Source organism: Saccharothrix deserti, from assembly GCF_009769385.1.
In the GTDB taxonomy this organism is placed as follows: domain Bacteria; phylum Actinomycetota; class Actinomycetes; order Mycobacteriales; family Pseudonocardiaceae; genus Actinosynnema; species Actinosynnema deserti.
The window spans coordinates 326,444-345,772 of the sequence record NZ_VKAB01000002.1; the positions used below are offsets into that span (position 1 = coordinate 326,444).

Annotated in this window: 22 protein-coding genes and 1 pseudogene; 11 read left to right on the forward strand and 12 right to left on the reverse strand. The window is 70.6% G+C overall.

What is annotated here, in order from left to right; genetic code table 11:
* Positions 1–4: 4 nt before the first annotated feature.
* The 9 genes from FM051_RS16180 to FM051_RS16220 form a co-directional block, all read right to left on the reverse strand.
* Positions 5–1,111: a DUF6923 family protein gene (locus FM051_RS16180; RefSeq protein WP_158843774.1), complete on the reverse strand. Its 1,107-nt coding sequence runs from the start codon at positions 1,109–1,111 to the stop codon at positions 5–7.
* Positions 1,108–1,866, reverse strand: coding sequence for a bestrophin-like domain (locus tag FM051_RS16185; protein ID WP_158843775.1), 759 nt, complete (start codon positions 1,864–1,866; stop codon positions 1,108–1,110). Before FM051_RS16185 ends, FM051_RS16180 begins: the two co-directional genes overlap by 4 nt.
* Positions 1,867–2,063: 197 nt before the next feature.
* A complete protein-coding gene (locus tag FM051_RS16190) occupies positions 2,064–3,476 on the reverse strand; it encodes an FAD-binding oxidoreductase (protein WP_158843776.1) in 1,413 nt (470 codons plus the stop codon).
* 147 nt (positions 3,477–3,623) lie between these two features.
* Complete coding sequence (locus FM051_RS16195) at positions 3,624–4,508, reverse strand: hypothetical protein (RefSeq protein ID WP_202918860.1); 885 nt, start codon at positions 4,506–4,508, stop codon at positions 3,624–3,626.
* Between the two features lie 67 nt (positions 4,509–4,575).
* Positions 4,576–5,355, reverse strand: coding sequence for a hypothetical protein (locus tag FM051_RS16200; protein ID WP_158843777.1), 780 nt, complete (start codon positions 5,353–5,355; stop codon positions 4,576–4,578).
* Positions 5,352–6,413, reverse strand: coding sequence for a hypothetical protein (locus FM051_RS16205; protein WP_158843778.1), 1,062 nt, complete (start codon positions 6,411–6,413; stop codon positions 5,352–5,354). The genes FM051_RS16200 and FM051_RS16205 overlap by 4 nt, the downstream gene beginning before the upstream one ends.
* Positions 6,414–6,486: 73 nt before the next feature.
* Positions 6,487–7,128 carry a response regulator gene (locus FM051_RS16210; RefSeq protein ID WP_158843779.1) on the reverse strand — a complete coding sequence of 214 codons (642 nt, stop codon included), beginning with the start codon at positions 7,126–7,128 and terminating at the stop codon, positions 6,487–6,489.
* Positions 7,116–8,645, reverse strand: coding sequence for a sensor histidine kinase (locus tag FM051_RS16215; protein ID WP_158843780.1), 1,530 nt, complete (start codon positions 8,643–8,645; stop codon positions 7,116–7,118). The genes FM051_RS16210 and FM051_RS16215 overlap by 13 nt, the downstream gene beginning before the upstream one ends.
* Positions 8,646–8,894: 249 nt before the next feature.
* Positions 8,895–9,572, reverse strand: coding sequence for a TetR/AcrR family transcriptional regulator (locus FM051_RS16220; RefSeq protein ID WP_158843781.1), 678 nt, complete (start codon positions 9,570–9,572; stop codon positions 8,895–8,897).
* A 134-nt stretch (positions 9,573–9,706) separates the two neighbouring features.
* Here FM051_RS16220 and FM051_RS53155 point away from each other — a divergent pair, with 134 nt between their 5' ends.
* Positions 9,707–9,841 carry a hypothetical protein gene (locus FM051_RS53155; RefSeq protein ID WP_274383599.1) on the forward strand — a complete coding sequence of 45 codons (135 nt, stop codon included), beginning with the start codon at positions 9,707–9,709 and terminating at the stop codon, positions 9,839–9,841.
* A gap of 264 nt (positions 9,842–10,105) precedes the next feature.
* Here FM051_RS53155 and FM051_RS53985 read toward each other — a convergent pair whose 3' ends face one another.
* Both FM051_RS53985 and FM051_RS16225 read right to left on the reverse strand, forming a co-directional pair.
* Positions 10,106–10,444, reverse strand: coding sequence for a proprotein convertase P-domain-containing protein (locus tag FM051_RS53985; protein WP_420803603.1), 339 nt, complete (start codon positions 10,442–10,444; stop codon positions 10,106–10,108).
* 27 nt (positions 10,445–10,471) lie between these two features.
* Positions 10,472–11,275 (reverse strand): annotated as a pseudogene (locus FM051_RS16225) (S1 family peptidase); the annotation flags it as partial.
* A 190-nt stretch (positions 11,276–11,465) separates the two neighbouring features.
* On the opposite strand from FM051_RS16225, the gene FM051_RS50510 reads away from it, so the two are divergent.
* The 9 genes from FM051_RS50510 to FM051_RS16270 all read left to right on the forward strand — a co-directional run bounded on the left by FM051_RS50510 (position 11,466) and on the right by FM051_RS16270 (position 17,608).
* On the forward strand, positions 11,466–11,834 hold the full coding sequence (locus FM051_RS50510; protein WP_202918861.1) for a class I SAM-dependent methyltransferase: 369 nt from the start codon (positions 11,466–11,468) through the stop codon (positions 11,832–11,834).
* A 53-nt stretch (positions 11,835–11,887) separates the two neighbouring features.
* Entirely contained in the window at positions 11,888–12,079 is a 192-nt protein-coding gene (locus FM051_RS50515) for a hypothetical protein (protein ID WP_202918862.1), read from the forward strand.
* Positions 12,080–12,277: 198 nt separating this feature from the next.
* Complete coding sequence (locus tag FM051_RS16235) at positions 12,278–13,348, forward strand: HNH endonuclease signature motif containing protein (RefSeq protein WP_238412420.1); 1,071 nt, start codon at positions 12,278–12,280, stop codon at positions 13,346–13,348.
* A gap of 133 nt (positions 13,349–13,481) precedes the next feature.
* A complete protein-coding gene (locus FM051_RS16240; protein ID WP_158843784.1) occupies positions 13,482–14,054 on the forward strand; it encodes a TetR/AcrR family transcriptional regulator in 573 nt (190 codons plus the stop codon).
* Between the two features lie 93 nt (positions 14,055–14,147).
* A complete protein-coding gene (locus FM051_RS16250) occupies positions 14,148–15,326 on the forward strand; it encodes a glycoside hydrolase family 16 protein (RefSeq protein ID WP_238412421.1) in 1,179 nt (392 codons plus the stop codon).
* 132 nt (positions 15,327–15,458) lie between these two features.
* Positions 15,459–15,836 (forward strand): GntR family transcriptional regulator, encoded by a 378-nt coding sequence (locus FM051_RS16255; RefSeq protein ID WP_158843785.1) that lies wholly within the window; start codon positions 15,459–15,461, stop codon positions 15,834–15,836.
* A gap of 98 nt (positions 15,837–15,934) precedes the next feature.
* Positions 15,935–16,207 carry an ATP-binding cassette domain-containing protein gene (locus FM051_RS53160; RefSeq protein ID WP_274383600.1) on the forward strand — a complete coding sequence of 91 codons (273 nt, stop codon included), beginning with the start codon at positions 15,935–15,937 and terminating at the stop codon, positions 16,205–16,207.
* 53 nt (positions 16,208–16,260) lie between these two features.
* A complete protein-coding gene (locus FM051_RS16265) occupies positions 16,261–16,572 on the forward strand; it encodes a glycosyltransferase 87 family protein (RefSeq protein ID WP_158843786.1) in 312 nt (103 codons plus the stop codon).
* Positions 16,541–17,608, forward strand: coding sequence for a hypothetical protein (locus FM051_RS16270; RefSeq protein ID WP_158843787.1), 1,068 nt, complete (start codon positions 16,541–16,543; stop codon positions 17,606–17,608). The genes FM051_RS16265 and FM051_RS16270 overlap by 32 nt, the downstream gene beginning before the upstream one ends.
* A 7-nt stretch (positions 17,609–17,615) precedes the next feature.
* Here the strand turns inward: FM051_RS16270 and FM051_RS16275 are convergent, their stop codons facing one another.
* A complete protein-coding gene (locus tag FM051_RS16275) occupies positions 17,616–18,428 on the reverse strand; it encodes a nitroreductase/quinone reductase family protein (RefSeq protein WP_158843788.1) in 813 nt (270 codons plus the stop codon).
* A gap of 334 nt (positions 18,429–18,762) precedes the next feature.
* On the opposite strand from FM051_RS16275, the gene FM051_RS16280 reads away from it, so the two are divergent.
* The gene (locus tag FM051_RS16280; RefSeq protein ID WP_158843789.1) at positions 18,763–19,314 is read left to right on the forward strand and encodes a DUF4232 domain-containing protein; all 552 of its coding nucleotides are present in this window, start codon (positions 18,763–18,765) and stop codon (positions 19,312–19,314) included.
* Positions 19,315–19,329: the final 15 nt, after the last annotated feature.

The window sequence follows — 19,329 nt, forward strand, 5'->3', positions numbered from 1 at the left end:
CGGGCTACCGTCGGCGGTTCGCGGCCTGGCGGGCGACCGCGCCCGCACCCAGGATCAGGATGATCACGGTCAGGCCCCAGCGGCGCTGGTCGCGCACGTTGTTGTTGACCGGCGCCACGCGTTCCGCCCGCCGCTCCGGCATGTTGAGGGCGGCCGGCAGCTGCGGTGCCGGGAGCGTCGGCGGTGCGGTCGGTGGCGTGAGGGCGGGCGTGGGCGGCGTCGGTGGCGTTGTTGTCGTCGTCGTAGTGGTCGGCGACGGTGGCGTGGTGGTGGTCGTCGGGCTCGGCGTCGTCGGCATCGGACCGGGCGTCGGCGTCGGACCGGGCGTGGGCGTTGGACCGGGCGTCGGGGTCGGCGTCGGCCGTGGTGGGTCGACCACCGGGGGCGCGGGCAGGCAGCCGGATGAGTCGATGGTGTGCAGCGTCTGCCGCGACGAGATCTCGGTGACCACGCCCGAGCCGTCCAGCGCCACCCGCCACAACGAGCTGCGGCCGTCGTGCCGGTTGTTCGTCGCGTAGAGCGCCCCGTCCGGGCTGAGCGTCACCGCGCCGTAGCCGCGCCCACCGGGCAGCCGCCCGACGCCGGGCACCTCGCGGACCTTGCCGGTGCGCGGGTCGATGCTGACCACGACGCCGTGGCCGAACGGGTGCGTGGCCACGCCGTAGAGCAGACCGTCGGCCGGGTTCAGGTCGAAGTCGTCCACGGTCAGGCCTTCCCACGGCCACAGCCACGCCCCGTGCTCGACGTGCCCGAAGCTGCCACTGGCCGGGTCGATGTCGACCCAGTGCAGCCGGGCGCCGATCCGCACCACCAGCCGCTCACCCACCACCGCGCCCGCGTCCGCGTGCCGCAGCAGGTGCCAGGGGCGCGACGGCGTGCCGACCACCCGGCCCGCGCGGTCGAGCGCGACGACCCGGCCGTTGTGGTCCACGCCGTACACGAGGTTCTGCCGCGCGGAGAAGCCGATGGCGTTCAGCCGCACGTCGAGCGTGGTGAGGGGTGTCGCCGCGCCGGACGGGAACCGCACCTGGAAGACGGTCGACGGACCGTGGTGGCCCGCCTCCACCTGGATGGCGGTGCACACGACCTGGGCCAGGAGCGCCTCGATCATCCGAACCGCGCCACAGCGGCCTCGAAGGCGTCCGGGCTCACCTCGGCACCACCGCCGAACGGGTTCTGCAGCTGGTAGGTCGCGTACAGCAGCAGCGTGATGGTCGCGGCGAGGGTGGCCACGATGAGCACGTGGGTGCGCATCAGCGGGCCGCCGAACAGCAGCGGCAGGCAGATGGCCAGCACGCTGCCCGCCACCAGCACGAACCACACCACCGAGCTGACCCCGCCGCCGGCCGCGTCCAGCCGCGACTGCCTGGCCTCGTAGACCTCCCACAGCTGGTTCGCGGCCTCGGTCTTGCGCCCGACCTGCCACTCGTCGGTCGCGGGCGCCTGCGCCACCACCTGGCGCAACTGGTCGAGCTGGGACCAGCCGGTGGACTCGAAGTCGGTGCCCAGCGCCATGGCGGGCCACTCGTCGTTGATCACCGTGGTGGCGTACTCCCGGGAGAGCTTCCGGACCTCGTCGCCGGTCTCCTTGGACAGCGCGTCGCTCGCCCACGTCGCGGCGACCAGCCCGTCGGCTTCCCGGTACGCGGCGTCGCCGGCCTGGGTGACCGCGTCGAACAGGGCGATCAGCACGAACGCCACCAGCACCGCGTGCAGGCCGCCGACGATGGTGAACACCTGCCCGGCGGCCTCGTTGTTGGCCGGCCTGCCCTCCATCTCGCCGTACTTGCGGATGAGGTAGGCGAGGATCGCCGCGATGACGGCCGCGCCGCCGACCCACAGCAGACCTGTGAGGTAAACGCTCATCGACGCCCTTCCGCCCAGGATGAATTACACAGATCTGCCAATTCCACGCCTATGGAAGCTAGCGATCGCGTCGCCCCCTGGAAAGGCGGTTCATCCGTGTGCCGATGAATGCCAAACGGTCAGGTGATCCGAGGGCGCATCACCACCGTGACGAGCGGTGCACGTCCGCGCGAACGCGGTTGAATCCCCTCTTCGGGCTAATCTGTTACCCCGACCGAGTTGCCGGCACCACGACGGACAGTCGCCGGGACGATGTTGTGCCACCGGTTGAACACGTCGTCCGGGTCGTATTCGGCCTTCACCCGCGCCAGCCGCGCGTAGTTGGCCTCACCGAACCCGGCCACGACGCGGTCCGCGCCCTCGTCGCCGATGAAGTTGAGGTACGTCGCGCCCGTGCTCCACGGCCGGAGCACGTCGCGCAGGCCGTGCGCCCACCGCCGGCCGCGCTCGTCGTCGGCCGGGTCCGCCCACAGGCCGAACGGGTGCACCACCCACGGCGCGTCGCGGTGCCGCATCGGCCAGTCGACCGCCCTGGCCACCGCGCCGCCCCACGGCAGCAGCGCCTGCTGCGACGGCGACGGGCACACCATGTCGTAGGTGCTCGCGCAGAACCGGCGCGCCGCCTCGTCCGGCAATTCGGCCAGGTATTCCGCGGACCAGTAGTTCCGGAATCCCGGCGGGTCGTCCAGCATGGATTGCAGGTCGGCGTACGGGATGTCGGTCAGCACGGTCGCCGCCGGTCCTCCTGGCTCGGGCACGGCCAGCAGGGGCGCGGCGAGTTCCCGCAATTCGGCTTCGGGTCCCGTGTAGGTGACGAGCACGGCGCAGCACAGCTGTCCGACCAGGTCGGGCGGCACGAACTCCTCGGGTGGCCCGGTCAGGTAGATCAGCGCGCCGCCCACCTCGTCCGGTGCGCCGGCCAGGAAATCGCGGTACCGGAGGGTGACGTCCGCGCCCTGGTCGTGCGGCCAGAGCAGCAGCGCGATCGAGAATTCCGGCAACGGGTGCAGCCGGAAGGTGAGGGACGTGGCCACGCCGAAGTTGCCGCCGCCGCCGTGCAGCGCCCAGAACAGCTCGGGGTGCTCGGTCTCGGTCGCGGTGACCGTGCGGCCGTCGGCCAGCACCAGGTCGACCGACAGCAGGTTGTCGCACGCGAGGCCGAACTTGCGTTCCAGCCAACCGGAGCCGCCGCCCAGGGTCAGCCCGGCGACGCCCGTGGTCGACACCCGGCCGCCGGTCGTGGCCAGGCCGTGCTCCTGCGCCGCCCGGTCCACCGCGCCCCACGTCGCGCCGCCGCCGACCACGGCGGTGCGCGCGTCCGGGTCGACGGTGACCGAGTCCATGCGGCGCAGGTCGAGCACCAGGCCGTCCTGGACGAGGCTCGCGCCCGCGACGCTGTGCCCGCCGCCGCGCACGGCCACCGGCAGCCCGGAGTCCCGGGCGAAGGCCAGGGCCTGTCCCACGTCCTCGGTCGTCGTGCATTGCGCGATCACCGCGGGCGATGTCTCCACCGCGATGTTGAACAACGCCCGCGCGGCCTCGAAACCCTCGTCGTCACGCGTGAGCACGCTGCCGCCGAGGACGCCGCGCAAGGCCGAGACGTCGATCATGGTCCAACCTCCACAACTCGGTGCCGGGGACCCCAGGCCCCGTCCAGAGTGGACCCTCGCGGCGTTTTCGGCGCGCGGGACCGGAGGGAACTCACCGGCCGCACCGGAGTGTGCGCGTCGGGTGTCGGTGTAGTTCGCCCCGTCGGGCTAGCTCGCGAACAGCAGGGCCAGGCCGCCCGAGGTGTAGCCGACCATGAGCACCAGCAACGGGACCTGGCCGGTCAGGTGCTTGCGCGGCGGGAACAGCCGCAACGTGCGGTCGTGCGCGGACACCACGGCCAGCAGGTGCCCGGCGAGCACCGCGCCCACCTGCACCGACGCCACCAGGACGGGTGCGGCCAGGGCGGTGTTCGGTGCGAAGTCGGTGACGCCGAGCAGCAGCGCGATGCCCCGCTGGCCCTCGACGGCGAGCAGCGAGAAGTAGTGCGCCACGACGTACCCGGCGACGATCGGGATCAGCGAGTGCGCCAGCTGCCCGCCGAACGACCGGCACGCGAGCAGGTAGCTGCCCGCGACCAGCGCCACCGTCGCCACCAGCCCCACCCAGTCGGGCGCCGTCAGCCGTTCCCAGGTGGGCGTGGAGCCGATGCTGTCGAACGCGGTCGCCCCCAGGAGCACCGCCACCACCGCGACCAGGCCGGGCCGCACGGGCGTGGCGACGAGCGCGCGGAACGGGTTGCCGCGCAGCGGCGACAACCGTCCCAGCAGGGTCGAGGACACCTCGAACCCGTCGGCCCGTTCGAACCACGTGCGGCCGAACACCACACCGCCCGCGACGTTCACCACCGCGTACACCACCAGGAACCACGGCAGGGCGTCCGGCTCGACCAGCTCGACCCACGTGAACGCCAGCAGACCCAGCGCCGCCGGCCAGTGCCCCAGCCTCTCGGGGTACGTGCGGCCGAGCGTGACGCGGGCGGCCAGGCGCAGCGGGTTGAGCACCCGCCACACCGGGCCGAACAGCATCGACAGCACCGCCACGCCGACCCACAGCAACACGAACACCAGGTGCGGCCACGCCTGCGCGGGCACGAGGAACAGTGCCGCGCGCCGACCCCGTGCGCCAAAACCTCGGGCACCGTACCGATCGGCCCCTTGCTCATGTGGTCGAACCAGCCCTTCGCATGTAGTCGAACCCGCCCGCGGCGAGGCCGAGGCCGCCGCCGAGGGTGAGTGCCACGAGCAGCCGGTCCAGGTCGCCCGGACCGGCGAACGGCAACTGGGAGAACCGGAAGCTGTCGACGTCCGGTATCCCCGCCACCACGAGCATCGCGCCGACGACGGCCGCCACGAACGCCGTCGCCGGTCTGCGCCGCACCGCCGCCACCACGGCGACCGCGGTCAACGGCCACGCCACCAGACCCACGCCGCTCGCGCCGATCAGCAGCGGCACGAACGGCCGCCCGGTCACGGCGAGCGTCGAGCCGACCGCGTGCCACACGTGCGCCGCCGTCACCACGACCACGCCGACGGCCGGCAGCGCCTGTCTGCGGCCCAGGAGGTAGCCGCCGAGGGCGAACGCGGCCGTGATCAGCAGCCACCACAACGGGTTCGGGCCCGGTGTGGTGTCGACCCGGCCCTTGATCACGGACGTGCCCAGCGGCACCTCCCACCGCGGCGCGGTGGTGCGTTCGTCGCGGAACAGGTAGGTCTCGCCGGGTGCGACCACGTGGTCGGCGACCGTGATCGGGGTGGCGCCCCCGTTGCGGATCTCCACTTCGGTGCCGTGGTTGACCATCGCCGCCGTGACGCCGGGCAGCGGCGGTTCGATCCCGGTGACCCGGCTCAGGTGGTCCTGCGGCGTGAGGCCGCCGGCGTGCGCCCGAGCCGGGGTGGCGGTGGTGACCAGCAGGACGAGGACCAGGAGCAGGACCCTCACCGGCGGGCGGTCGGGACGAGCACCACCGCCATCAGCAGTCCGTGCAGCGCGGCCATGACCGGTGCGCCGGTCCACATCTCGGTGACGCTCGGCATCGCGCCCTGGTCGATGCCCGCCGCCGCGAAGTACACCGCCCACGTGACGAACGACGCGGCGGCGCCGAAGATCCGGTACTCCTTGAGCCGGTCCTCGGACGGGCGCAGCTTGAGCAGCAGCACGTCGATGATCACACCGGCCACGACGAAGCCGACGGCGGTGCTCATGTTGGTGTAGTTGGCGACGGCCGTGCTGAGCAGCATCACCACGACTGCCAGCAGGGTCGCGGTGCCGAACGGCAGCCGGAACCGGCGTGCGGCCGACAGCAGCGGCACCACCATGATCAGGTTGGTGAACATGATCGAGGCGGCGAGGCGATTCGCCATCCCGGAGCCGCCTTCGCCCTTCTCGAAGGTGAACGCCCTGATGACCTGATCGCTGGTGAACACGGTCGCGTCGGCGTATCCGGCGAACAGCAGCACGAGCGACGCGGTGAACGCCAGCGACAGCGCGGCGGGCAGGAACTGCCGGAACGACGGGCTGATCACGGCCGGGTCGCTCCACGCGGTGCGCAGCGGCGTGGTGAGGATCAGGATCATCGAGGAGATCAGCGCGAGGTGGGTGGGGCTGAACAGGATGTCGATGCCCTGCTCGATGCCGATGACCGTGTGCCACAGGTAGTCGCCCGCGCCGGCGGCGGCGAACACCGGCAGCGCGAACACCGCCGGGCCGTAGCCGACCGGGATCGCGTCCAGACCCCGCAGGCCCTTCTGGTAGTTGCCCCACAGCACCCACAGGATCCACGCGCCGGTCGCCGCGAAGCCCGAGTAGAACACCGCGTGCCACGGCGTGAAGAACGACTCCAGCTCGGGCACGTTCGAGTGCGCCCACGCGTCCAGGAACAGGCCGATCGAGAACCACGTGCCCAGCAGGACCGTGATCAGGTCCGTGCGGTAGCCCGCCCTTGGTCTCGGGCCTGCCGCCGGCTCGTCCAGCTCTTGCTCACGCCCCTGTCGCAACATGATCACAGGGTCCCGGCCGCGGGCGCGGGCCGGAATCGTGCCAGCCCTACTCCGTGGTGCGGTTAACCGCACCTCAGGCGTTCAGGTAGCGGAGGACGGCGAGCACGCGGCGGTGGTCGTGCGGGCTCGCGGACAGGTCCAGTTTGGTGAAGATGCTGGTGCAGTGCTTCTCCACGGTCCGCTCCGCGATGAACAGGCGTTGCGCGATGGCCTGGTTCGTGCGGCCCTCCGCCATCAACGCCAGCACCGCCCGTTCCCGCTCGGTCAGCCTGCTGTCGCTGTCGTCCCGCCGCCGCCCCAGCAACCGGCTCACCACCTCCGGGTCGAACGCCGAGCCGCCCGCGCCGACCCGCCGGATCGCGGCGGCGAACTCGGCCAGGTCCGACACCCGGTCCTTGAGCAGGTAGCCGACCCCGTCCACGCCCTCGTCCAGCAACTCCGCCGCGTAGCTCACCCGGACGTACTGCGACAGCACCAGCACCCCCGTCTCCGGGTACTGCCGCCGCAACGCCACCGCCGCGCGCAGCCCCTCGTCGGTGTGCGTCGGCGGCATCCGGATGTCCACGACGGCCACGTCGGGCCGGTGTTCGTCGACCGAGGCCAGCAGCGCGGGCGCGTCCTCCACCGCCGCCACGACGTCGAAGCCGGCCTCGGCGAGGAGCCTGGTCAACCCCTCGCGCAGCAACGTCGAGTCCTCGGCGATCACGACCCGCACGGCAGCACCACCCGCACGCTCGTGCCCTCCGCCGCGCCGCTGACCACCCGCATCGTCCCCCCGTTCGCCTCGACCCGTTCGCTCAGCCCGCGCAGCCCCGAGCCGTGCTCCGGGTCCGCTCCCCCGCGCCCGTCGTCGTCCACCCGCACCACCAACTGCCCGTCACCGCCGGTGATCACGACCTTGGTGCGGGACGCCTCGGCGTGCTTGGCGACGTTCGCCAACGCCTCGGCCACCACGTAGTACGCCGTCGTCTCCACCAGCGGCGGCACGGTGTCCGGCAGGTCCAGCGTGAGGTCCACGCGGGGCTCGGCCAACGCGGTCAGCTCGCGCACCGCGCCGTGCAGACCCCGTTCGGTCAGCACCGGCGGGTGGATGCCGTGGCACACCGCGCGCACGTCGTCGATCGTGGCCAGCACCGCCTGCTTGGCCTCGGCGGCGAGCGCGCGGGCGCGTTCCGGCGGCACGGTCTCGGCCAGCCCCAACGTCATCGCCGCCGACAGCAGCCGCTGCTGCACGCCGTCGTGCAGGTCCCGTTCCAGCCGGCGGCGCGCGTCCTCGACCGCCCGCAACACCTTGCCGCGCGACTCGGCCAGCTGCCGGACCTTCGCGCGCAGTTCGGCGGTGAGCCGCTCGTTCTCCAGCGCGAGACCGACGGCGGCGCACGCGGCGTCCACGAGTTCCAGGTCCAGCACGGGGTCGTGCAGCACCACCGCGACCGGCGAGCCGCCCAGGTCGACCCTGGTGTGCACGGAGTCCAGCGCCACCGGCCGCCCGTCCGCGTCCACGTACCGCTCCTGCTCGGCCACCCAGTACGCGACGCGCAGGCCCGGGTCGTGCAGCGTGGCGGCGAGCGCCTCCTGCACCCCGGCGCGGCGGCTGTCGCCGCTGAGCCGCACCACGAGGTCGGCCAACGCGCCGCGGTCCATCCGACGGCGCAGCAGCCCGGCGAGGTAGGCGAACGGGATGCCGCTCAACGCCAGCATCAGCACCACCACGGGCAGGTTGAGACCCGCGAGCGCCATCGGTTCCCACGCGGCGAACGCGGTGATCGCCACCGCCGTCGCGCCCAGCATCGCGGTGAGGGTCCGCCGTTGCGCCATGCTGCTGACCCGCCAGCGGTGCAGTTGCAGGCCCAGCATGGCGATCCCGACGCCCGCCGTCATCGGCGCCTCGGCCTCGATGACCGCGGCGGCCCACGGCTGGTGCTCGTACTCGAACGCCACGCACAACAAGACGTTCTCGACGTAACCGGCGGCCACCACCAGCCGCCGCGGCGCCGTGCGCAGCCTGCCCGTCGGGAACGCCACCAGCACGTGGCCGAGCACGGCGGGCCACACCTTGGCCACCAACGTCACCAGCAACGAGTCGTTGCCGAGCGTGTAGTCGAGCAGCCAGCCGACACCCACGAGCACGAACAACAACCCGGTCCGGTTGCGCGGCTGCACCCGGCGGCTGATCACCCCCGCGATCACGTAGACCGCACTCACCGCGAAGATCGCGGACGGCAGCAGCATGGTGCCCAAGGTAGCCGCTCACCGCCTCGCCCCGGCCACTTCGCCCGCAGCCCCCAATCCTGCGTGGCCCCGGACCGGCTCCGCACCGGCATCGAGTGGTCCGGGCGGGCCGCGAACGCTTACCGGGATCGCCGCGCTGGGCGAGCGCTGGAAGATGCCGAAGACCGGGGACATGGGGACGCGAGCGTGCGGGACGGTGACGGCTCGGACTGGAGTCCGGCGTAGAACTCCTCCGCCGGCGATCACCGGCTAGATGCCGAGGAGGTCGGCCAGCCGGCCCAGCTGGTGGTCGAAGTGGGCGGCGCAGTCGGCGAAGCTGTCCCGGTACTGGCCGAACAGTTCGAAGCTGATCAGGCCGAACATCGCCGTGAACGCCAGGTACCCGCGTGCCAGCAGGTCGTCGCCGATCTTCAGCCCCAGGTTGTCCCGCAGCGCGGCGAAGTCCTCGCCCAGCGGTCCCGGCAGGGGCGTCGACGGCGGCTGTCGGCGTTCGATCTCCACCAGCAACGCCAACAGCAGGAACGACACGCGGGTGCCCGGGTCGCCGGTCTGCTCCACCGGGGCCTGGTAACCGGGCACCGGGCTGCCGTAGATCAGCGCGTACTCCGACGGCCGCTCGACCGCCCACGCCCGCGCCGCCGTCCCCAGCGCCGTCCACCTGCCACGCAGATCGTCCCGCGCGCACGCGCCCTCGGCCGTCTCGACCGCGTCACCGAGCGAGTTGTACGCGTCCACGATCAGCATGGTCAGCAGCTCGTCCCGGCTGGGCACGTACCGGTAGACGGCGGACGACACGATTCCCAGTTCCCGCGCGATCGCCCGCAGCGACAGCGCCGCGCTGCCCTCCCTCGCCAACTGCTCCTTCGCGATGCGCTTGATGTCCTCGATCGCCTGTGCCCGCGCTCGCTGCCTCGGTGTGCCGGTCATGACGCCGATGATCGCGCAGGTCGAGAGCGGTTACAACAAAAGAGAGCACCGCTCTTGACGGGAGTCACATCAGGCAGCGCCATTCTCCGCAGAGAGCGGCGCTCTCTAAAACGACTAGCGCTCACGGAGACGTCATGGACAAGCTCAAGGCAGGCACCGCCGCGTTCGGCGTCGCGGGCGCGTTCTTCCTGCTCTACCCGGCGCTGCGGCCCTACTCGGACGTCGGCTGCCGGCTGGTCGCACGGGAGCTGTGGCGGCGCCGGGTCTGACGACGCGACTCTGCTCGTCCGCGCGTCAGCCCAGCGCCGCGTGTGCCGATCGGTAGAGCACAGCTCTTCACAAGGCCCGCACGGACCAATCGAACCGGTCGGAGGAAATCCGGATCAGCATTGTAAGCGCATTCCAGGAACGGCTTTTGGCACGCGCCTGACAAAACCGCGCCGACCAGGACGCGGAACCGAGGCGCGACTTCCGCCTCATCGCCATCGCCCCGGTCGGCGCGGTCACAGGTGGTGCTTGTTATCGAGTGACTCCTAGAACGTGAGCCTCCACGAGTCCACGTAGCCGGTGTCCTGGCTGTAGACGTCCTGCACCTTGAGCCGCCACGTGCCGTTGGCGACCTCGGACGACGCGTTCACCGTGTAGGTGGTGACCACGTTCGGCGTGCTGGAGTTGCTGGAGCTCTTCACCCGGTAGGTCGAGCCGTCCGGCGCGACCAGGTCGATCACCAGGTCACCGCTGTAGGCGTGCTTGATGTCCACGCCGACCTTCAGGGTCGACGGCGCGTTGCCCGCGACGCCGCTGACGGTCACGTTGCTGAACACGGCCGCGCCCGCGTCCGGGATGCTCACGTCGGTCAGGTTCTCGAACACCTTGCCGGGCGGCTGCGGCGTGCCGCCGAGGTCGGCCGCGGCCTGCTTGATGGCCGTGGCGAACGTGCTGACCTCGGCGTAGACGCCGGGGTTGTTCGGCCGGGCGCACCCGTTGCCGTGGCTGACGATGCCGACCTGGATCCACGCGCCGTTGTTGTCGCGGCGGAACATCGGGCCGCCCGAGTCACCCTGGCAGGTGTCCACGCCGCCCTGGGCGAGGTTGCCCGCGCAGATCTCGGCGGCCGGCTTGAGGTTCGCGTAGTACGGGGCGGCGTTCTTGCACGTGGTGTCGTCGATGAAGTCGACGTTCGCCTTGAGCAGGTAACGGGACGAGCTGCCGTTCTCCGATGTGACGCCCCAACCGGCCACGGTGAACACGCCGGTGTTGTAGGTCGCCGTGGTGGCTATCGGCAGCAGCGCCGCGCCGGCGATCGGGCTCGCCAGCTTGATCAACGCCCAGTCGCCGCCGGTGGCGGTGTCATAGGTGGGCGACCGGTGCACGTAGGTGGACGTGCGGGTGATCTTGGACGTGTCCTGGAGGTCCGTCACGCCGTAGGTGGCCGTGATGGAGGTGTTGTTGCCGGTGCGGGTGACGCAGTGCGCCGCCGTCAGCACCAACTGGTCGGTCAGCATCGCGCCGCCGCAGCCCATGGACAGGCGGACCATCCACGGGAACTCGCCCTTGGCGGCCTGGGTGCCGCCGACGACCATCGGCGTCAGGTTGCCGGAGTCCGGTGGCGGTGGCGCGGCGATCGCCTGGCCCGAGAACGCGGCCAGCGTCGCGACGATGCCCACGGCCAGGGCAAGCGTCTTTCTCGCAGTGTTGCGCACGGTTGATCCTTCCCGCGCCCGGCCGGGGTCGTGCTCGCAGGGTGGCCGGACGTCGAGATCGCAGGGAGATATCCAGCCGGCCCCTCTGCCGGCGCCTCATCGTGCGCGGCGAACGGTCTGCTCACAATCCGACGATCGACGGGAATTCTTTTCGCCGGCCCCTGAGGTCTCCACGTGGTTCTGTTGGGTGGTGACGTTCACTTCGGGTGAGGACCGGTGGCGGTCCCGTCTCAACAGCCTCCGCCAGGTCGTGCGGCAGGAGGTGGTGGCGCGCCAGTTGGCCGCCCACGTGCCGACGGGCGGGTCGGTTCTGGACGTGGGCTGCGGGCAAGGCACACAGGCTCTGCGGTTGGCCCGACACGGGCACCAGGTAACGGGATTGGATTCGTCGACCACACTGCTGGCCGACTTCTCCGACGCCCTCGCGGCGGAGCAATCGGACGTCCAGGCCCGAGTCCACTTGCTGCGGGGCGACGCACACAACCTCCCGTTCCCGCCCGGCAGCTTCGACTTGGTGCTGTGCCACGGAGTCCTGATGTACTACCCCTGGGAGACCTGACGAACGCATTCGCCGCGCAGGGATTGGTGGTGCGCACCTGGTACGGCGTGCGAGTGTTCACCGACCACCTACCCGAGGACGCCCCGCTCCCCGACGAGCAGACACTCGCCGCACTGCTCAAGTGCGAAGAACGCGCCGGCACAACGGATCCGTACCGACAGGTGGCCGCGTTGACGCACGTGATCGCCGAGCGGAGTGAGCTCAACAACTTCCACGAAGTGGTTGCGGCACAAGGGAATCCGTGACCGAGCGTGTCGACCACTGATCATTCTTCCACCTGGTCGAGCGATGATCCGTGAACGCCCGTTCGAATATCATTGAGCCATGGATCTCTCCCGCCCGCTGCTCAACGAGGACGCCGTGTTCGCCGCCGGCGCGGCGGTCGAGGCGTCCATGCGGGCGATGCACCGGCAGCGCCTGGAATTGCTCGCCCAGGTACTGCGATGCGGCTACGACCTCGACTCCTACCAACGAATGCTGCGCGCGAACCCGGCCGACATCAAGCAGTGGATCAAGCAGGTCGACCTGTTCCTACCGTCGATCAGCCCCACCGGACAACAATTGCCGCCCCTGCACCCGGCAACCGGCGCCGCCCTGGCCGAACAGGACCTCGGCGACGGACACCTGCGCGAGCTGACCCGAGCGATCAGCACCCTGAAACTGCCCGACTGGTCCGAGGAAACCCTGGTCGAAGCCGCCCGCGCGGTCGAACCGAAAGCGGTACGACACCTAGCCGACCGCATCCGCGACCGCGCCGACCAGGACGAGATCGACGAACTCGACGAGCCCGCCGCCGAACCGGCGGACGTGCTCCACACGCGGGACTGCCCGGCGGACGCGTCGAATTCTGGGGCGAACTGTCGGCCGAAACCGGAGCCCGGTTCACCGCAATGCTGGAGCCGTTGTCACAGCCACGCCCGGACGGCCCGAAGGACCGCGCACATCGCCTGGGCGAGGCGTTCGGCGATCTCATCGCACTGGCCTCGCGATCGGAGCACCTGCCCTCGGAGGCCGGGGAACGCCCGCACATCAGCATCACCATCGACCTCGACACGCTGCGACGCGGTGTCGGACACGCGGTGCTCGACGGCGACCACTACCTCAGCGCCGCCCAAACCCGCCGCCTCGCCTGCGACGCCAAGATCATCCCCGCCGTCATGGGCGGCGACTCCGAAGTACTGGACCTGGGGCGGACGAAGCGAACCGTCAGCGTGGCGCAGCGCAAGGCACTGCACACCCGCGACCGGGGCTGCGCATTCCCCGGCTGCCCCCGCCCACCGAAATGGTGCGACGCCCACCACGTCAAGCACTGGGCCGACTGCGGCGACACGGACCTCGACAACCTGGTCCTGTTGTGCCGCACCCACCACAGCCTCATCCACCACTCACGCTGGCAGATCTCCATGACCGGCGGCGTGCCGACGTTCATCCCACCCCGCCACATCGACCCCGCCCAACTACCCCGCCAGAACCTGCTCCACCGACCACCCATCGCCATCGCCATCGCGGCGTGACGGCGGGCGCAGGCGTGCCGGCTGGGGCTGCCGTAGCGGATGCGGGTCTACTGGATGGCGGAGCCGGTGGTCCTGGTCCTGGCAGTGTGCGCGCCGACTTGACTTCCACGAGTGTGAGTGGTTAATTACACCTATGGCTGGAGCAACGAGCGAACGACGACTCTCCACCGCCGAGGAACGCCGTGACACGGTCCTCCGCACCGCACTGGGCGCGTTCGCCGCGCGCGGCTACTACGGCACCACCACCGGTGAGGTCGCCAAGTCCGCCGGCATCTCGCAGGCCTACGTCTACCGGCTCTTCCCCGACAAGGAAGCCCTGTTCCTCTCCGTGGTCGAGCACTGCTTCGCGCGGATCAGGGAAAGCCTCGCCGACGGTGTCGCGGGCGCCAAGGGCAGCAGCCCGGAGGCGGTCCTCTACGCGATGGGCGACGCCTATGCCCGACTGATCGCGGACGAGAACTCGCTCCTCCTCGTCCAGATGCACGCGCAGTGCGCCGCGATCTCCGAACCGGCCGTGCGCGAGGTCGTCCAGCGCGGGTACGCCCGGACGGTCGAGTACGTGCGCGGCGTGTCCGGCGGCAGTGACGAGCAGGTGCAGGACTTCTTCGCCAAGGGCATGTTGTGCCACCTGGTGGTCGCGGTGGACGCGGACGGGGTCGACGCGCCGTGGGCGCGGACGCTGTCGGCGGGCATCCGCCACTACTGAGCCGGAATGGGCCGCCCTCGGGCGGCCTTTTCTTCGGCCGCAAGAGTGAGTGTTCAACCAGTCATAGATGCAGCCGGGAAGAGAGGAGGCATCATGACGACCACGACCACCCGCTGGGGCCCGTTCACCGTGCTGGCCACCGCCGGGTTCCTGGTCGTGCGCGGCACGTTGCCGCCCGAGTTGCGCGGTCGCTACCTGCGCAACGGCCACAACCCGAAGCCCGGCGTCACGCCGAGCCACTGGTTCAAGGGCAGCGGCATGGTGCACGGTCTGCGCCTGGAGAACGGCCGTGCCGAGTGGTACCGCAACCGGTGGGTGCGCACGCCCGACCTGACCGCGAGCGTCGCCGGCACGCACGTCATCGAGCACGGCGGGCTCGTGGATCCCCGACGCTCGTTGACGCGGGACCGGGCCGATCTCTACGTTCGGGAGGGACACCGCCTCGTCAACGTCGTCGAGGAAAGGGCTTTCCCCGTGACATTGAGTCGACGTGGTCTCCTGGTGGCAGGCGGTGCCGGACTGGCCGCGCTTGGCACGTCCCGGTTCGCCGAGGCCGCCACCTGGGAGACCGTCATCAACGGTTCGTTCGCCAACTACAGCACGCTGGAATCGGCGTGGAACTACCGCTACCCGTGGGGTTCCGACCACAACGGCACGGCCCGCATGTACGCGAGCGCGTCCGACCACAACCACGTGTACCTCGAAGGGTCGACGCTGGTCATCAAGGCGACCCGGATCAACTGGAACGAGGGCAACAGTTCCAAGGACCCGTACCTGCCGATCCGCTACCACTCCGGCGCGGTGCACGCCAAGCAGCACGTGCTGGTCAACGACCAGTTCCCGGAGTGGGAGGTCAAGGGCGAGTTCCAGGCGCCGTCGGCACGCGGCACGTGGCCCGCGTTCTGGCTCACCGGGGTGAACTCGTGGCCGCCGGAGAGCGACATCCTGGAGTACAAGGGTGACGCGCGGAACTGGTTCAACACCTACAAGAACGCCTCCGGCGGGTGGTCGAACACCATCCGGTCGGTGTCCAGCCCCGGGTCGTGGCACACCTACCGGGCGTGGATCGCCAAGGTGAGCGCCACGGACGTGGACATCCACTACTACCTCGACGGCACGTGGGTCGGGCAGCACCGGGGCGCGAACTTCGTCGGCAAACCGATGTGGATCATCATCAACCTCCAGATGGAGGGCTCGTCCGGTTCGTCGGGTCCCACCTCGGACACCTACTACCGGGCCCGCAACATCTACGTCGGCCGCAACCGCGCCTAGTCGCGGTATCCACGAGCTGGGCGTCCTCACCGTCGGGCAGCACGGCGGCGAGGGCGCCCAGCTCGTGGTTTGACAGGACGGGCCATCCTGGGTAACAGTGGTTTCACTAGTTAGTTAGTGGAAGGGTTGAGGTTGATCGAGTTCAGGATCGACCGCCGCTCCGGGGTGTCCACCTACCTGCAACTGGTGCACCAGGTGAAACAGGCGCTCCGGCTGGGTGTGGTCGGCCCCGGCGACCGACTGCCCACGGCCAAGGACGTGGTGGCGCAGACCGGGATCAACCCGAACACCGTGCTCAAGGCGTACCGCGAGCTGGAGCGCGAGGGACTGGTCGAGCCCCGGCCCGGGTTGGGCACGTTCGTGCGCCGTTCGCTGGTCACACCGGGCGTGGCGGAGGACTCGCCGCTGCGCGGTGAACTGCTGGACTGGATGGACCGGGCACGCGCGCTCGGGATGGGCCGGGAGGACGTCGACGCTTTGTTCCGCGCCGTCCTGGACAAGCGCTTCTGATCTGCCTTTCGTCAAATCCGGGGGATTCTGGTGGTGGACGTGGGGTTCGCCGTGCGCGCGAACGGTCTGGGCATGCGATATCGCCGGCGCCCGGCACGGTGACCGCGCTGGTCGGCGCGAACGGCGCGGGCAAGAGCACGCTGCTGATGCTCGCCGCCGGGTTGCGGCAGCCGACCGCAGGTGCTGCTGCTGGACGAGCCGCTGTCCGAAATGGACCCGGTGGCGCGGGAGGTGACCACGCGGGCGCTCATGGTCGCGGTCGCCGAGACCGGGGTGACCGTGGTGCTGTCCTCGCACGTGGTCGCGGAACTGGACGGCGTGTGCGACCACCTGCTGCTGCTCGACCGGGACGGCGTGCGACTCGATGGTGACGTGGACCAGCTGATCGAGGACCACCGGGTGGTGGTGGCGGTGCGGGAAGGCGGTGAAGCTCACGCCCGGTCTGTTCGTGGTGTACCTGCTGCTGACCGGCCGGATCAGGGCGGCAGTGGTGGCGGGTGGCACGATGCTCGGCACGGTCGGGCTCGGGTTCGCCCTGCTGCCGGACGAATCGCGGGCGTACTGGGGCGGCGTGTTCTTCAAGTCGTCGCGGATCGGCTCGGACGTCTACTACTTCGGCAACCAGTCGCTGCAGGCGCTGCTGGGACGCCTGGTGTTGGCGAAAACCGCGCGGAACCGGCCGGGTGTCGATCTAAGATCCGCTCATGCCGTCCACCTCCCTGCTGTTCGCCGGTGACCCGGTGGAAGAGGGGCACGGCCTGCGCGCGGTCGTGTCCAGCGAACCCGGTGTCGACGTGCCGCGCCGGCGTGAGATGTTGCAGCGGGCGGGTGTCGAGGCGGTCCTCGGCGCACCGCTGGTCCGGCTGATCGGCGAGCGCGGTGACCGGCGGATCGTGGTCGGCGCGGCCCAGGTCGGCGTGTCGGCCGACGGTGAGGCCGCGGTGACGTTCCTGGTGCAGGCCGTGTGGCAGGAGAGCACCGGGTGGCAGCAGGACGGCGCGGCGGTCCCGCGGGACGCGTTGATCGCGTCGCTGGAGGAGCCCGCGCACCGGATCACCGGTGATCCGAAATCCGTCGCGGTGACGCTGGCGAAGGCGTTCACTGAGGCGTCGCGCAACGAGGTGATCAGGTTGCGCGGGTTGCGCTACGAGCTGGAACGGCAGGTCGCGGACCTGTTGGCGCAGCGCAGGTCCACCGCGTTGCGGTCGCTGCTGGCGCAGATCATCGAGTTGTCCATGGCGTTGAGCCGGGCCCGTGACCACGCGCGTGAGGCGGTGCGCGACGGGCTGTGGATCGCGCTGTGGGACACCGACACCTATCGGGCCAACCGCGGTGAGCCCGCGAACCTGGCGCAGCCGTGGGCGGCCACGCACCGGGCGGCGTTGCGGCACTGCGAGACGATGGACGTCGAGCTGGCCGAAGAGGTGGCGCGGCTGCAGGCGTTGTTGAGCAGCATGTCGACGTTCGCCGTGGCGCAGGACGGTGAGGCGCAGCAGCGGTTCAACATGGTGGCGGCAGCGGCGGCGGCCGGGTTGGGTCTGCCTGCGTTGATCCTGTCCCTGTACGGGGCGGATTCGTTCCTGCCGTTCTCGTTCGACCGGGCCTGGCGGGCGTTGCTGCCGATCGCGGTCACCGCGCTGGTGGCGGTCGCGGTGGCGTTGCGGCGGATGCCGGGGCGGGTATCGCCCCGGCACTACCTGGTCGCGGTCGGGTTGGTGGCGGCGTTGGTGTGCGTGCTGCTGGTGGCCGGGTTGCTGGCGCCGGCGGGATGACCCGCTCCTACGCGTCGAGGAACGGGATCAGCTGCTCCTCCTCGTAGGTCAGGTGGGCTTCCAGCTCGCCGATCAGGCGGTCGACGTCGGCGCGCAGGGTCGACGCGTCGTTCCGGTCGAGCGCCTGCTGGAGGCCGGTCAGGATCGCGGCGATGCTCTCGTGCTCCTCGTCGAGGCGGTCGAGGGTCGGTGCGAGTTCCGGGAACCGGTCCCGCAGCATCGGGAACACGCCGCCGTCCTCGGCCGTGTGGTGGAAGCGCAGGCCCTGGCACGCGGTCAGGCAGTTGACCTTCAGCTGCGCGCCCAGTGACGCCCCGGACGCGGCGACTTCCCGGCGGATGGTGGCGAGTTCGCGGCGGAACGCGTCGTGCACGAGCTTGAGCGCCGCGCCCATGCCGGACGCGTTCGGCGGGCCGCCCGCGACCTGCGTGAGGGCGACGACCGGGATCCGCCGGGTGCTCTTGGCCTGGTACTCGGCCCAGCCCGGATCGGATTCGACCGCCCGCGCCCACATCTCGTCCCGTTCCGGTCCATCGAGGACGGTGGCCTTGGCGTCGTAGGTGAAGACGCCGTCCTCCACCCGCACCACCGGGTTGGCCACGAGGTTGTGGAACCAGTCCGGGTGGCGGGGCGAGCCGCCGGCCGACGCGATGACGAGGATGCGGTCGCCGTCGGGCAGGTAACCGACCGGGTTGGTGTGCCGGGCGCCGGAGCGGGCGCCCGTGGTGGTCAGCAGGATCAGCCTGCCCCCTTCGAACGGACCGCCGACCCGGCCCGCGTTGGCCCGGAACTCGTCGATGACCTGCTGGTTGAAATCCATTCCCGTTGTCTCCTGTTTTTTGGCATGACCGAGTCACCACGCGTGGATTAGTCGTGGTTTTTCGGTGAAGGTTTTGTGAAGGCGCGCGGACGGCGTGAAAGCGCGCGACAATGCGCTTGTGGTGTGTGAGGTGGTTCGGGTGCGTCGCGCTGACGTGCGCGGAAACCCTGGAACCTGAGGGGGAACGGCGGGCCGCGGGCCCACCCGGCGGTCAAACCTTGGCCGGGTGACTCTCTCGCTTGTGGCCCAAGGCCGACCCGGCAGTCACGGGTGCGAGCTTATCGTGGGAATGCGCTGTCCGGCAACTTCGATGTTTTGTGGAACGATCGGTCGCGTGTCCCGACTTCTTTTACCGCTGTTGGTGCTCGTGACGGCGTGCACTCCGCAGCCGCTCCCGCAACCGTCCCCGACGCAGAGCCCGTCCCCCACTGCCGACCCCTGCCCGACCGGCGTCGAGTACGCGGTGACGGGCGGGGACGCGGCCATGGGGCTGCGGGTGATGACGCTGACGCTGACCAATTGCGGCACCGAAACCCTGGAGCTGCACGGCTACCCGTCCGTCACGGTGCTGGACGCCGACCGCGCCCCGTTGACGGTCGCGGTCGGCCCCGGGTCGTTCGGCATCTCCGCCGTGGACTCCTTCGACGTCACACCGCAACCGGTCACGGTCGTGCCCGGCGGGTCCGCGGTCACGGGGTTGTTGTGGCGCAACACCTACGACGACATCACCATGCCGCCCGTGGTCGGCGAGCACCTCGAACTCGCCGTCGCCACCGGAGCGCCGTCGCAGGTGTTCACGCCCGTCATGCGCGGCAATCCGGTCACCATCGACCTCGGCAGCACCGGCAAGCTCGGTGTGAAGCCGTGGACCGCCGCGCAGCGCTGACGTTCAGGCGCTGGC